The sequence below is a fragment of the Deferrisoma palaeochoriense genome, assembly GCF_054656955.1.
In genome coordinates, this window is record NZ_BAAHXI010000049.1 from 20,205 (window position 1) to 31,627 (window position 11,423).

15 protein-coding genes are annotated in these 11,423 nt (G+C 71.1%); 10 read left to right on the forward strand and 5 right to left on the reverse strand.

From position 1 onward, the window contains the following. Positions 1 to 11 precede the first annotated feature (11 nt). Together ACYQ8L_RS13220 and ACYQ8L_RS13225 are read left to right on the forward strand one after the other, a co-directional pair. Positions 12 to 842: a bifunctional transcriptional activator/DNA repair enzyme AdaA gene (locus ACYQ8L_RS13220; RefSeq protein ID WP_459942276.1), complete on the forward strand. Its 831-nt coding sequence runs from the start codon at positions 12 to 14 to the stop codon at positions 840 to 842. Next, a complete protein-coding gene (locus tag ACYQ8L_RS13225; protein ID WP_459942277.1) occupies positions 839 to 1,762 on the forward strand; it encodes an RluA family pseudouridine synthase in 924 nt (307 codons plus the stop codon). The genes ACYQ8L_RS13220 and ACYQ8L_RS13225 overlap by 4 nt, the downstream gene beginning before the upstream one ends. Before the next feature lie 3 nt (positions 1,763 to 1,765). On the opposite strand, the gene ACYQ8L_RS13230 is transcribed toward ACYQ8L_RS13225, so the two are convergent. After that, positions 1,766 to 2,188, reverse strand: coding sequence for a hypothetical protein (locus ACYQ8L_RS13230; protein ID WP_459942278.1), 423 nt, complete (start codon positions 2,186 to 2,188; stop codon positions 1,766 to 1,768). Between the two features lie 224 nt (positions 2,189 to 2,412). Between ACYQ8L_RS13230 and ACYQ8L_RS13235 the strand changes: the two genes are divergently transcribed. Together ACYQ8L_RS13235 and ACYQ8L_RS13240 are read left to right on the forward strand one after the other, a co-directional pair. Next, a complete protein-coding gene (locus ACYQ8L_RS13235; RefSeq protein WP_459942279.1) occupies positions 2,413 to 2,949 on the forward strand; it encodes a hypothetical protein in 537 nt (178 codons plus the stop codon). 247 nt (positions 2,950 to 3,196) lie between these two features. Further along, the gene (locus ACYQ8L_RS13240) at positions 3,197 to 3,895 is read left to right on the forward strand and encodes a phosphoribosyltransferase (RefSeq protein ID WP_459942280.1); all 699 of its coding nucleotides are present in this window, start codon (positions 3,197 to 3,199) and stop codon (positions 3,893 to 3,895) included. Positions 3,896 to 3,928: 33 nt separating this feature from the next. Here the strand turns inward: ACYQ8L_RS13240 and ACYQ8L_RS13245 are convergent, their stop codons facing one another. Both ACYQ8L_RS13245 and hpt read right to left on the reverse strand, forming a co-directional pair. After that, positions 3,929 to 4,042: an RCKP-type rubredoxin-like domain-containing protein gene (locus ACYQ8L_RS13245; protein ID WP_459942281.1), complete on the reverse strand. Its 114-nt coding sequence runs from the start codon at positions 4,040 to 4,042 to the stop codon at positions 3,929 to 3,931. A gap of 33 nt (positions 4,043 to 4,075) precedes the next feature. Beyond that, the gene (gene hpt / locus ACYQ8L_RS13250) at positions 4,076 to 4,600 is read right to left on the reverse strand and encodes a hypoxanthine phosphoribosyltransferase (protein ID WP_459942282.1); all 525 of its coding nucleotides are present in this window, start codon (positions 4,598 to 4,600) and stop codon (positions 4,076 to 4,078) included. 95 nt (positions 4,601 to 4,695) lie between these two features. Here hpt and ACYQ8L_RS13255 point away from each other — a divergent pair, with 95 nt between their 5' ends. Then, on the forward strand, positions 4,696 to 5,145 hold the full coding sequence (locus ACYQ8L_RS13255; RefSeq protein WP_459942283.1) for a universal stress protein: 450 nt from the start codon (positions 4,696 to 4,698) through the stop codon (positions 5,143 to 5,145). Between the two features lie 24 nt (positions 5,146 to 5,169). After that, positions 5,170 to 6,252, forward strand: coding sequence for a TlpA family protein disulfide reductase (locus tag ACYQ8L_RS13260; protein WP_459942284.1), 1,083 nt, complete (start codon positions 5,170 to 5,172; stop codon positions 6,250 to 6,252). 240 nt (positions 6,253 to 6,492) lie between these two features. On the opposite strand, the gene ACYQ8L_RS13265 is transcribed toward ACYQ8L_RS13260, so the two are convergent. Then, on the reverse strand, positions 6,493 to 7,599 hold the full coding sequence (locus ACYQ8L_RS13265) for a cation-efflux pump (RefSeq protein WP_459942285.1): 1,107 nt from the start codon (positions 7,597 to 7,599) through the stop codon (positions 6,493 to 6,495). 127 nt (positions 7,600 to 7,726) lie between these two features. On the opposite strand from ACYQ8L_RS13265, the gene ACYQ8L_RS13270 reads away from it, so the two are divergent. From ACYQ8L_RS13270 to dapB, 3 genes are all read left to right on the forward strand, one after another. Continuing rightward, positions 7,727 to 8,002: an FmdB family zinc ribbon protein gene (locus ACYQ8L_RS13270; protein ID WP_459942286.1), complete on the forward strand. Its 276-nt coding sequence runs from the start codon at positions 7,727 to 7,729 to the stop codon at positions 8,000 to 8,002. A gap of 207 nt (positions 8,003 to 8,209) precedes the next feature. Then, positions 8,210 to 9,091, forward strand: coding sequence for a 4-hydroxy-tetrahydrodipicolinate synthase (gene dapA / locus ACYQ8L_RS13275; RefSeq protein WP_459942287.1), 882 nt, complete (start codon positions 8,210 to 8,212; stop codon positions 9,089 to 9,091). Continuing rightward, the gene (gene dapB / locus ACYQ8L_RS13280) at positions 9,091 to 9,900 is read left to right on the forward strand and encodes a 4-hydroxy-tetrahydrodipicolinate reductase (protein ID WP_459942288.1); all 810 of its coding nucleotides are present in this window, start codon (positions 9,091 to 9,093) and stop codon (positions 9,898 to 9,900) included. Before dapA ends, dapB begins: the two co-directional genes overlap by 1 nt. Here dapB and ACYQ8L_RS13285 read toward each other — a convergent pair. Further along, positions 9,890 to 10,135, reverse strand: a complete 246-nt coding sequence (locus ACYQ8L_RS13285) for a DUF2267 domain-containing protein (protein WP_459942289.1) — start codon at positions 10,133 to 10,135, stop codon at positions 9,890 to 9,892. The genes dapB and ACYQ8L_RS13285 overlap by 11 nt on opposite strands. A 694-nt stretch (positions 10,136 to 10,829) precedes the next feature. Here ACYQ8L_RS13285 and folK point away from each other — a divergent pair. Further along, positions 10,830 to 11,366: a 2-amino-4-hydroxy-6-hydroxymethyldihydropteridine diphosphokinase gene (folK, locus tag ACYQ8L_RS13290; protein WP_459942290.1), complete on the forward strand. Its 537-nt coding sequence runs from the start codon at positions 10,830 to 10,832 to the stop codon at positions 11,364 to 11,366. Positions 11,367 to 11,423: the final 57 nt, after the last annotated feature.

Below are 11,423 nucleotides of genomic sequence, written 5' to 3' on the forward strand. Positions count from 1 at the left end.
GAGAGATCCCGATGGAACACCCCGAACGCGACTACGAGAGGATGGAGCGGGCGATCCGGTTTCTGGAAACGAGGGCGGAGGACCACCCGTCCCTGCAGGCCCTGGCCCAGCACCTGGGCCTGAGCCCGTACCACGCCCAGCGCCTGTTCCGGCGGTGGACCGGGCTCACTCCCAAGCAGTTCCTCCAGCATCTCACGGCCGAGCGGGCCAAGGACCGGCTCAGGCGGTCCCGCTCGGTGTTGGAAACCGCGTGGGACGTGGGCCTGAGCGGTCCGGGCCGGCTCCACGACCTGTTCGTGACCCTCGAGGCGGTGACCCCCGGGGAGTACCGCCGGCACGGCGCCGGGTTGGAGATCCGGTGGGGCGTGCACCCGACGCCGTTCGGTCTGGCCGTGGTGGCCCTCACCCCTCGGGGCGTGTGCGGCCTGCGGTTCGTCGGCCCGGGTGGGACCGGCGAGGTGCTGGGGGAGCTCCGGGCGGAGTTCCCCGAAGCCCGGTGGACCGAGGCGCCGGCCGCGACGGCCGAGGTGGTGCGCGCGGCCTTCGGCCCCGAGCCCCGGGAGATCCGGCTCTGGGTCCGGGGCACGAACTTCCAGGTCCAGGTCTGGCGGGCGCTCCTCCGGATCCCCCCGGGGGCGGCGGTGACGTACGGGGACCTCGCGGCGGCCCTGGGCCGGCCCGGGAGCGCCCGGGCGGTGGGCCGGGCGGTGGCCACGAACCCGGTGGCCTATCTGATTCCATGTCACCGGGTGCTCCGGGCCGACGGCCGGCTCGGGGGATACCGGTGGGGTGAGGCCCGCAAGCGGGTCATGCTGGCCCGGGAATGGGCGGCGAGCCGATGAGCAAGCGGATCACCATCGAGGGCGTGGCCGGCCAACGGCTCGATCGCCTGGTGGCCGAGGCCCTGCCCGGGACGAGCCGGCGCCAGGCCAAGCGGTGGATCGACGGCCGCCGGGTCTGGGTGAACGGCCGGGTCGAGATCCTGGCGTCCCGGGTGCTGCGGGGCGGGGAGCGGGTCGAGGTGGAGCCCGAGGTCCCCCCGGAGCCGGCCGAGCCCCCCGCGATCCCGGTGGTCTGGGAGGACGACTGGCTCCTGGCGGTGAACAAACCCCCCGGGATCCCCTCGGGTCCCACCCGGGATCCCCGCCGGAACCACGTGGAAGGCGTGCTCGCGGCCCGCCGGGGCCGCCCCCTGCTCCTGGTGCACCGGCTGGACCTCGACACGACGGGGGTGCTGCTGCTGGCCAAGACGCCGGAGGCCGGGGCCGATCTCACCCGGCTGTTCCGGGAACGCCGGGTGGAGAAGACGTACCTGGCCCTGGTGGAAGGCGAGCCCCCCGGGACGTTCCACGTGATCTCCCATCTACGGGAGGGCCAGGGGCGGGTCCACGTGGTGCGTTCCGGCGGCCTGCGCGCGGAAACCCGGTTCGAAACCCTGGCGAGGGGGGGCGGGGCGGCCCTCGTGGCTGCCCGGCCCCGCACCGGGCGGATGCACCAGATCCGGGTCCACCTTGCCCGGGAGGGGTTTCCGATCCTGGGCGACCCGGTGTACGGCGGGCCCAGCCGGGTGCGAGACCTCACGGTGCACCGCCAAATGCTCCATGCCCTGGCCCTCCGGTTCCCCCACCCCGCCACGGGCGAGCCCCTGCGGATCGTCGCCCCCCCGCCCGAGGACTTCCGGGCCGCGGCCCGACGGCTGCTGGGGCCGGCCGCGTGGCGGCGGGCGCTCGCCCGGGCTCTGGGGGAACCCGGGCCGGGGTAGCCCTCACGGCCCGCCGTCCTCGTCCTCCGGCCCGAACAGCCGGCGCTCTTCCGCCCGAAACTCCCGCTCGCGGCGGGGCCAGGGGGACCACCCCTCCATCAGTCGGACGATCCGCGGGTACGCCGTCACGAACCCCACCCCCCGCACCCGCTGGGGCAACCGGCAGTGCCGGCACCGCACCAGGGCGAGGAGGTCGTTCCCGCGGCGGCAGGCCCGTCCGAACACGAAGTCCATCTCCTCCAGCGTCCAGGGTGTGCCGCAGGCCGGGCACGGGATCTCGACCCCGAGGGAACGGGCTTCCACCTCCACCACGGGCCAGTGTCCGTTCCGGTCGGGCCCCCAGTCGGCCGGCCGGATCCGGTCGATGCCCCCCTCGGTCTCCACCACGTACCACCGGCCGTCGCCGGCTTGCCGGGCCTTGCGCACCGGTTGGCTCCTCCCGGGTTTGGTGGTCGCCGCCACGAACGGGGCCCACGGTACCGGAGAGGATTCCAGACTCCTTACGGGTCCACAAGCCCTTGAGGCCGCGAGCGGGTGCGCTAGGCTGGGTTTGGCTGGGCGGCGAGGCGGCGAGGCGGCGTCCCGCAATCCGGCCCGCGGGCCCGCGGACGCTCTCCTCCGTGGGCCGACTCCCGAACCGGAGGTTTCCGATGGACTGGAACGTGGTGGCGACGGTGCAGGAGGGGCGGTTCGCCCGGGCCCTCGACCTTCTGGGCGGATGGGGCCGGGTGGAGAAGACCGGGTACTACAACGTGTTGGTGTTGGCCGCCGATGAGCCCCGCCGGGTCCTGGAGGAGCTCACGGCCATGGGCCGGGACGCGCCGGGACTGGTGGCCTGCCTTGCCCGGGTCGTCCCGGCGGACACGGCCTTCGATTTCGGCTCGGCCGAGGAGTTCCGCGACCGGTCCCGGGAAGCGGTGCTCCGGTGGGTGGACGCGCTGGAGGGCCGAACGTTCCACGTGCGGATGCACCGCCGGGGGTACAAGAAGCGGCTTTCCAGCCAGGAGGAGGAGCAGCGGCTCGACGCCGTGTTGTTGGAATCCTTGGCGGCCCGGGGCCGGCCGGGGCGGGTCACCTTCGACGACCCGGACTTCATCGTGGCGGTGGAGACCGTGGGCGGCCGGGCCGGGCTGTCCCTGTGGAGCCGGGAGGAGCGCCGGGCGTACCCGTTGCTGGGGCTCGACTGAATAGAGGCGCGCGAGGAGATCGCGGGGCCATGGGGCCTGCTTCCGGCCGGGCGCGAGTGCGGCACCCGATCGCCGCGCCTCTCCATGCCGTTATCGGCTCGGCAGCCCGGGGCGGCGGTGGCGGGCGTTCCGGAGGTTCCCAAGCGATCCGGGCGTGGTGAGGGCGCGGCGAGGTAAGGGGCCGCGCCCGGCGCTCCAGCAGGCCCCATGGCCCCGATCGTGTCTACTTGGCCGCCGGAGGAATACCATGGGGCGTGTGGAGTTCCTCGAGGAGTTGCGAAACCGGGTGCGGGTGTTTCGGGATCGGGCCGAGGCGGGCCGGGTGCTGGCGGGGATGCTGGGAGACCTTCGGTGGGGCCCGGCCCTGGTGCTTGCGATCCCGGCCGGCGGGGTACCGGTGGCGGCCCGGATCGCCGGGGAGCTGGGGCTCGACCTGGATCTCGCCGTGGTGAGCAAGATCACCCCGGGTTGGAACACCGAGGTCGGCTATGGGGCCGTGGCGTTCGACGGAAGCGTGCTGGTGAACGATTCCATGGTGCGGTGGCTCCGGATCGACCCGGAGGAGAGGGAGCGGGGCGTCGCCCGGACCCGGCGGAAGGTGGCCCGGCGCCTTCGGGAGCTTCGCGGAACCGAAGACCCCCCGGATGTCCGGGACCGGCCCGTGGTGCTCGTGGACGACGGGCTGGCCTCGGGGGTCACCATGGAAGCGGCCGTCCTGGCCCTGGGCTGGTTGGGGGCCGGCCCGATCACCGTCGCGGTGCCCACGGCCCACGTGGACGCCGCGCGCCGTCTTGCGGCCCGGGTCCCCCGGGTGGTCGTGGCGAACCTGCGGGAGGGCACGCCGTTTGCGGTGGCCGACGCCTACGCGAACTGGTACGACGTGGGGGAGGACGAGGTTCGCGAGATCCTCGGGGCGTTTCGCGGTAAGGGAGAGGGCACAAGCTGAAGGGGGCGGCCCTTCGGCCGCCCCCTTGCGGAGCTACTTCTCTTCCTTCTTCGTGAACTGCACCGGCTTGTCGCAGGTGGGGCACTTCTTCGGCTTGCAGCGGGAATCGCGCTCGTAACCGCAGTCGGGGCATACCCAGGTCGCCATGACGCACCTCCTTCGGTGGGTTGGGGCCCAACATCAGGGGAGTTCGTCCCCCTCCTCCATCACGTAGATGCCGGGCAGATTCCGATACCGTTCGTCCAGGTCGAGCCCGTAGCCCAGGAGAAACCCGTCTTCCAGGTGGAAGCCCCGGTAGTGGACCGGGATCTCCACCTCGCGCCGGCCGGTTTTGTCCACGAGCGTGCACACCTTGAGGCTCGCCGGGCGTCGGGCTTCGAGATCGGCCAGGAGCTTGGAGAGCGTGGTGCCCGAGTCCACGATCTCCTCCACCACGATCACGTGGCGGCCCTCGATCGGGTCCTGGAGCGGCAGGAGCTCCTTCACGTGGCCGCTCGTCACGGTGCCCGAGCCGTAGCTCGACAGCCGCACGAAGTCCACCGAACAGGGCACTTCCAGGTACCGGATCAGGTCGGCGAGGAAGATGAACGCCCCTTTCAGGACCCCGATCAGGTGGATTTGATGACCTTTATAGTCCTTATTGATCGCGTTTGCAAGCTCGATCGTGGCCTGCCGAATCGCCTCGGGGGAGTACACGAGTCGCACGGTTCACCTCGGGTTGACGGACGCGAAACGGAAGATACCCTTGCAGGGCCTCGGGCGGGGCGGTTTCTACCACAGGGGGATGGGCGGAGGCCACCATGGACTCGTTTCGACGCATCGTGGTTCCTGTGGATTTTTCCCCGTTTTCGAAGCTGGCCCTGCGGGCGGCCGTGCGCCTGGGGAAGGGGTGCGGGGCGGAGATCCACCTCGTGCACGTGGTTCCCGAGTACGAGCTGCCCAGCACCTTTCACGTGCGACTGCCCGACCGGAAGGAACTGGAGCAGAAGGTCCGGGAGTGGGCCCAGCGAGCCTTCGACGACTATCTCCGGGGAGAGGATCTGGCCGGGTTGCCGGTGGTCCGGGAGGTCCGGTACGGCAAGCCGGCCCGGGTGATCTGCGATTACGCCACCGAGGTGGGCGCCGACATGATCCTCCTGGCGAGCCACGGCCGCTCGGGGTTCGAACGGGCCGTGTTTGGAAGCGTGGCCGAGAAGGTGCTCCGGATGGCCGACCAACCCGTCATGGTGGTGAAGGGTCCGGTGGAGTGAGGGTGTTTTCGCAACGGAGGAACCATGGGACACAGGGGATTCTGGGCTGGATTGGTCGCCGTCGCCATGGCGGCGCAGGCGCTGGCGGCGGGGGGCCGCGGACAGTTGAATCACCAGATCGGTGAGCCGTTTCCCGATTTCGAGTTCCCGGCGCTCGTGTCGCCCGAGGACTACGCGGCCCTGGGGCTCGATCGCCGGGAAGGACCGGTGCGGCTGTCCGAGATCCCGGGCGATCTTCTGATCCTCGAGTTCTTCAACCAGTTCTGCCTCACCTGCCAGCGGCAGGTGCCCTACCTGGCCGAGGTGTTCCGCCGGGTCCAGGAGGGCGACCTCGCGGGCAGGGTGCGAATCCTGGCGGTGGGCGTGGGCAACCGGCCCCAGGATCTTCGGAAGTTCCGGCAAGAGCTCGGGGCGGTGTACCCGATGGCCGCCGACCCCCTGTTCGAACGGTGGATGGACCTGGGGGATCCCGGCGGGACCCCGTTCACCCTGTTCCTGTTGCAAAGGGGCCAAGACTGGGTGCTCGCCGACTTCCATTTGGGGCTCCAGGGCGACACGGAGGTTCTGGCCCGGTCCCGGGTGATTCTGGAGGGCCGGGCCGACCTCGCCCGGAAGTGGACCCCGGAGGAGGGGACGGAACATCACCCACCGCTGGGGCTCACCCGGAAGGAGCAGGCGGAGCGGGCCCGGGCGTTCCTCTCTCGCGTGGCGGGCCGGCCCGTGGAGGTGGAGCCGGTGGAGGTGGAAGGGGTGCGGTTCTACCGGGCCGTGGCACCCGGCGGGGAGAAGCTTGATCTTTTTGCCCGGATCTCGAGCCGCGATCCGGTGTGCGACGTGTGCCACGCCGTGCACTTCCTGATTGCCCTCGACGCCCGGGGAACGGTCCGGGGGTTCGAGCCGATCCACGTGACGAAATTCGGCAACGAGCCCTGGTCCGAGGCGGACGTGGAGCGGATGGCGAGGATCCTGGACGGCCGCCCCGGCCGGGCCCTCTCCTTCGACCCGGAGACCGACGCCGTGACGAGCGCCACCATGAGCTCGGCCCTCATCTTCGACGAGGTGCGCCGGAGCGCGGAGCTGCTTGGCAAACTCGGGTCGGGGGGGTGAAGTCGGCGGGTGAACGGTCTATGGCCGTCGGCCGCCCCACCGCCCGGGACATGGGCCGGTATGGGAGCGGCATCCACGCCACGGTCGGGGCCAAAGGCCCGAAAGAACGGACGTCGCGGCTTGGAAGCCGCTCCCACAAGGGGGGACGGATGGGGACGCTCAAATCAGAAAAGATTTTCGCATCCTAGCGTTCCAGCCTCCCAGCCTCCCAGCGGAGGTTGCCTCGAAGCCGCGTCGTCCTCACTCCCCGTGCACGTCCACATGGATCACGGCATCGGCCACGCCGGGGATGCCTCGGATCGCCTCCTTGATCCGATGCGCGATCGCGTGGGCCTCGCGCACGGTGAGGTCGGGCTGCACCTCGATGTCGAGGTTGAGCAGGTAGCCGGTCTCCAGGGGCACTACCCGGGTCCCGTGGAGCCCCATGACCCCGGCCTCCTCCCGGGCGAGCGCCTCGCTCCGGGCCACCACCTCGCTGCGGGCCGAGGGGGCGTACAGGCCGTCGCGGGCGCCCACGGGCTCCACGTGGACCATGGCGTCGCGCACGTTGTGGCCCGTCCGGAGAAGGGCCGCCCGCACCGCCCGGGCCACCTCGTGGCCCTGGACCACGTTGAGTTCGGGGTCCACCTCGATGTCCACGTCCACCACGACGTCCGAGCCCAGCCGCCGGGCCCGCAGCCCGTGGAGGCCCCGCACCCCGTCCACCCCGAGCACGATGCCCCGGAGCCGTTCGAGCGTCCCCGGCTCCACGCTGGTGTCCACGAGGTCCCGGAGGGCCTGCCAGCCCAGATCCCAGCCCACCTTGGCCACCAGGAGGCTCACGAGGCCCGCCGCGGCCGGGTCGGCCCAGGGCCAGCCCCACCGGGCTCCCCCCACCCCGGCGAGCGCCGCCACCGACGAGAGGGCGTCCGACCGGTGGTGCCAGGCGTTGGCCAGGAGGAGCCGGCTGTCCGTCTCCCGGGCCACCCGGGCGGTCCAGCGGTAGAGCCCCTCCTTGACCGCGATGGAGAGACCGGCCCCGAAAACGGCCAACAGCCCCGGGGCGGGGCCGGAGGAGCCGGTCCAAAGCGTGCGGGCCGCCCCGGCCGCCATGCCGAGCCCCGCGGCCAGGAGGATCGCGCCTACCACGGCGGTCGCCAGGGTCTCGACCTTGCCGTGGCCGTAGGGGTGGGAGTCGTCCTCGGGGAGCCGCCCGAACCGGTAGCCCACCAGGACCACGAGGTCGCTGGCCAGGTCCGAGAGGCTGTGGAGGGCGTCGGCCACGAGGGCCGAGCTCCGGCCGAGCACGCCGGCGGCCACCTTGATGACCACGAGCACCAGGTTCACCAGGCTGCCGCCCAGGGTCACCCCCTCCCCCGTGCCGAGCAGGGTGCGGAGGGTCGGCGGAGGTTGCCCCTTGGGGGCACCGGTGTTATAAGATGGCGCCCCGCGGGAGCCGGAGGCTTCCGAATTCCTGGATGTGGGAGGTGGAACCATGCCCATCTACGAATACCGCTGCGACCGGTGCAACGACGAGTTCGAGGTCACCCAGAAGATCACCGACGCCCCCCTGACCGAGTGCCCCCGGTGCCAGGGGCCGGTGCACAAGCTCATCTCCCAGAGCTCCTTCGTCCTGAAGGGCTCGGGCTGGTACCTCACCGATTACGCCAGAAAGAACGGAAAGTCCAGCGAGAAAAAGGCCGACAAGCCGTCCTGCTCGGAGAGCGGATCGAAGGCGTCCTGCTCCTCCTGCTCGGCGGCGAGCGACTGAGCCGCAGGCACAGACCGGATCCACGCGAACGCGGGAGCCCGAGGGCTCCCGCGTTCGCGTTGGGGGACGGGCCGTTCGAGCCCGAACCGGCCGGCATCCCAAAGGGTTCAGGGGGGAAGGCGAGCGGGCGCGCGTTTTGACTTGCCCCGGACCCGTTGGTAGAGTTCGCCCCCACCCGAAGCGTAGAGGCACGCAGGAGGGATTCCCATGTTTCGCGGCACCATCACGGCGCTGGTCACGCCGTTCCGGAACGGGCAGGTGGACGAGGAGGCGTACCGCCGGTTGATCGACTGGCAGATCGAGCAGGGGGTGGACGGCATCGTGCCCTGCGGCACCACCGGCGAGTCCGCCACCCTGAGCCACGAGGAGCACAACCGGGTGATCGACATCGCCGTCGACGAGGCCCGCGGCCGGGTGCCGGTGATCGCGGGAACCGGCTCGAACAGCACGGCCGAGGCGATCCGCCTCACCCGCCACGCCAAGGACGCCGGGGCCGACGCGGCGCTGCTCATCACCCCCTACTACAACAAGCCCACCCAAGAGGGTCTCTACCAGCACTACAAGAAGGTCGCCGAGGAGGCGAAGTTCCCGATCATCGTGTACAACGTGCCGGGCCGAACCGGCGTGAACCTGCTGCCCGACACGGTGGCCCGGTTGGCCGAGTTGCCGGACATCGTGGGCATCAAGGAGGCCACCGGCGACCTGCGCCAGGTGAGCGACGTGCTCGAGAAGTGCGGCGACCGGATCTCGGTGCTCTCCGGCGACGATTTCACCGTGCTGCCGCTCCTCTCCCTCGGGGGGCGCGGGGTCATCTCGGTCGTGTCCAACGTGGCCCCGGCCGACATGGCGGGAATGATCCGGGCGTTCGAGGCCGGAGACCTGGCCGAGGCGCGCCGGCTCCACTTCAAGATGATGCCCCTCGTGCGGGCCCTCTTTCTCGAGACGAACCCGATCCCGGTCAAAACGGCGCTGGCCTGGATGGGCCGCATCGGACCCGAGATGCGCCTGCCCTTGTGCTCGATGAAGCCGGAGAACCGCGAGAAGCTCGTGGCCACCCTGAAGGCCTACGGCCTCGAGGAGGGGGCGTGATGGTCCGGGCGGTGGTGACCGGCGCGGCCGGGCGGATGGGAACCACCCTGGTCCGGCTGATCGGGGAGACCGAGGGGATCGAGGTGGCCGCGGCGGTCGAGCGGCCCGCGCACCCGGCGGTGGGCCGGGACGCGGGGGAGGTGGCCGGTATCGGCCCCCTGGGCGTCCGGATCGGCGACGACCTGGAAACGGCGCTCGCCGACGCCGGTGTGGTGGTCGATTTCACGAGCGCCACGGCCTCGGTGGGGCACGTGGATGCCGTGTGCCGGGCCGGCAAGGCCATCGTCGTGGGGTCCACGGGGTTCAGCCCCGAGGATCGCCGCCGGCTCGAGGAGCGGGCCGACGAGGCCCGGATTTTCCTCGCCCCCAACATGAGCATCGGGGTCAACGTGCTCCTGAAGGTGGTGGGGGAGGTGGCCCGGGCCCTGGGCGACGGGTACGACGTGGAAATCGTGGAGACCCATCATCGCTTTAAGAAGGACTCCCCGAGCGGAACGGCCCTGGCCCTGGCCGAGGCCGTGGCGGCGGCCCTGGGCCGCGATCTGGAATCGGACGCCGTGTACGGCCGTCACGGCCTGGGGGAGGGGCGTCCGCCGAGGCAGATCGGCATCCACGCGGTGCGGGCCGGCGACGTGGTGGGCGACCATACGGTGGTGTTCGGGGGTCTCGGGGAGCGGGTCGAGATCACCCACCGCGCCACCAGCCGGGAGACGTTTGCCCGCGGGGCGATCCGTGCCGCTTTGTGGCTGGTGAACCAGCCCAACGGGTTTTACGGCATGGCCGATCTGCTGGCGAGCTCTAACGCTTGACCGCCGGCTCGAAGATCATCTCCTCCTTCTCCAGGATGCCGGCGGGGTGGCCCATCTCGGAGGCCCAGTCCCCGCGCAGTTCGGCGGGAAGCATCGCGGCGACCTGCTGAACCTCCTCGGGGCTCATGTCGGCCTTGAGCCCGTCGAGCACCGCGTGCAGGACGAGCTCGGCCCGTTCGAGGGTGGGGATCCGTCCCAGGTGTTGGATCCGCTCCAGAAGCTCGTGTCGGGTCATGGCGCACCTCCTTCCCCCCGAGACGCTCCCTCGCCATCCAGCCTAGCGCGCGACCGCCCCCTCCGGAACCCTTTCCAAGTAACTTCGGTCGTCGGTCGCCGGTCTCGCGGTCTCCGGTCCCGTGGTCCAGGCGTCTGTGGTTCGCCGCTCAACTGAAGCGGAAGTTACTGTTTTTGCAAACAGGCCGCGCCTCGTGGCCTAGGAAGCCTTCAAGTCACTTCGGCTAGGCGGCTGGGCTGCTCGGCAGCTAGGCGGCTAAGAACCTTCGGGATTCCGGCGTCATCGCGTCGGCTAGCCCGTGGGAGCGGCTGCGGTATCGGGGGCCAGAATTCAGAACTCGGAGGTCAGAGAACCCCTGTCCTCTGTCGTCTGTCTTCTGGCCCCTGGCACGGTCTTCGGTCCCGTGGTCCCGGCTTCGGCGGCCAAGTGAGCGGGCGAAAGCGAGAGGTTCTTGTTCTTGCGAGTTGGCCGACCCGCAGCCTTTAGCCGCTTCCCCGCGACTTCCGCCGGAGCGCCGGAAAGCGAGGAAGCTGGAAGGCGCTAAAGCTCCCAGGCTGAAACCCTCGGGAGGTTGCGCCCAGGTGCAGGGGCACGCCGTGGCCCGCGTGGGCAGTGCCGCCGACGGGCCGTTCGCCGTTGGACAGGATTTCGGCGGCGGTGCTACGATCCGCCCGATCTCTGCCGGGAGGAGCGGATGGAACACGCCGAGGTGCGCGCCCTCGTGGCGTTCGGGGGCAACGTGGGCGACGTGGAGACGAACCTGGCCCGGGCCCTCGAGGCGATCGCGCGTCTTCCGAAGACCCGGATCCTGCGCGTGTCGTCGCTCTACCGCACGGCTCCGGTGGGGGTGACGGACCAGCCGGCGTTCCTGAACGGTGCCGTGCTCCTGGCGACCCGGCTCCCCCCGGAGGCACTGCTTCGGGAACTCCTGGGGATCGAACGGAGCCTGGGCCGGACGCGGGAACGGCGCTGGGGGCCGCGCACCGTGGACCTCGACCTGATTCTGTATGGCGACCGAACGGTTCGTCTGCCCGATCTCGAGGTTCCGCACCCCCGCTTCGCCGAGCGGGGATTCGTGCTGGTGCCCGCGGCCGAGGTCGCCCCGGATCTGGAGCACCCCGTGCTCGGCCGAACGGTGGCCGCGTTGCGGGAGGCCCTGGGGCCGACCCCTGATGTCGAGCGGGTGGGAAAGCCCCGCTGGGCGGAGGCCCTGGAGACCACATCGCCCTGAGGCCGCGTTCGCCCCGCCGGCCGCGGAGCGGCCCGCTCGCAAGAACAATATCAACGG

What these genes read in the sequence shown, in the direction of transcription:
- dapB (WP_459942288.1), top strand. Translation starts at nt 9,091, where the DNA reads ATGGTCCGGGCGGTGGTGACCGGCGCGGCCGGGCGGATGGGAACCACC.
- ACYQ8L_RS13245 (WP_459942281.1), bottom strand. Translation starts at nt 4,042, where the DNA reads ATGGCGACCTGGGTATGCCCCGACTGCGGTTACGAGCGCGATTCCCGC.
- ACYQ8L_RS13285 (WP_459942289.1), bottom strand. Translation starts at nt 10,135, where the DNA reads ATGACCCGACACGAGCTTCTGGAGCGGATCCAACACCTGGGACGGATC.
- folK (WP_459942290.1), top strand. Translation starts at nt 10,830, where the DNA reads ATGGAACACGCCGAGGTGCGCGCCCTCGTGGCGTTCGGGGGCAACGTG.
- ACYQ8L_RS13220 (WP_459942276.1), top strand. Translation starts at nt 12, where the DNA reads ATGGAACACCCCGAACGCGACTACGAGAGGATGGAGCGGGCGATCCGG.
- ACYQ8L_RS13235 (WP_459942279.1), top strand. Translation starts at nt 2,413, where the DNA reads ATGGACTGGAACGTGGTGGCGACGGTGCAGGAGGGGCGGTTCGCCCGG.
- ACYQ8L_RS13255 (WP_459942283.1), top strand. Translation starts at nt 4,696, where the DNA reads ATGGACTCGTTTCGACGCATCGTGGTTCCTGTGGATTTTTCCCCGTTT.
- ACYQ8L_RS13225 (WP_459942277.1), top strand. Translation starts at nt 839, where the DNA reads ATGAGCAAGCGGATCACCATCGAGGGCGTGGCCGGCCAACGGCTCGAT.
- dapA (WP_459942287.1), top strand. Translation starts at nt 8,210, where the DNA reads ATGTTTCGCGGCACCATCACGGCGCTGGTCACGCCGTTCCGGAACGGG.
- ACYQ8L_RS13260 (WP_459942284.1), top strand. Translation starts at nt 5,170, where the DNA reads ATGGGACACAGGGGATTCTGGGCTGGATTGGTCGCCGTCGCCATGGCG.
- ACYQ8L_RS13240 (WP_459942280.1), top strand. Translation starts at nt 3,197, where the DNA reads ATGGGGCGTGTGGAGTTCCTCGAGGAGTTGCGAAACCGGGTGCGGGTG.
- ACYQ8L_RS13270 (WP_459942286.1), top strand. Translation starts at nt 7,727, where the DNA reads ATGCCCATCTACGAATACCGCTGCGACCGGTGCAACGACGAGTTCGAG.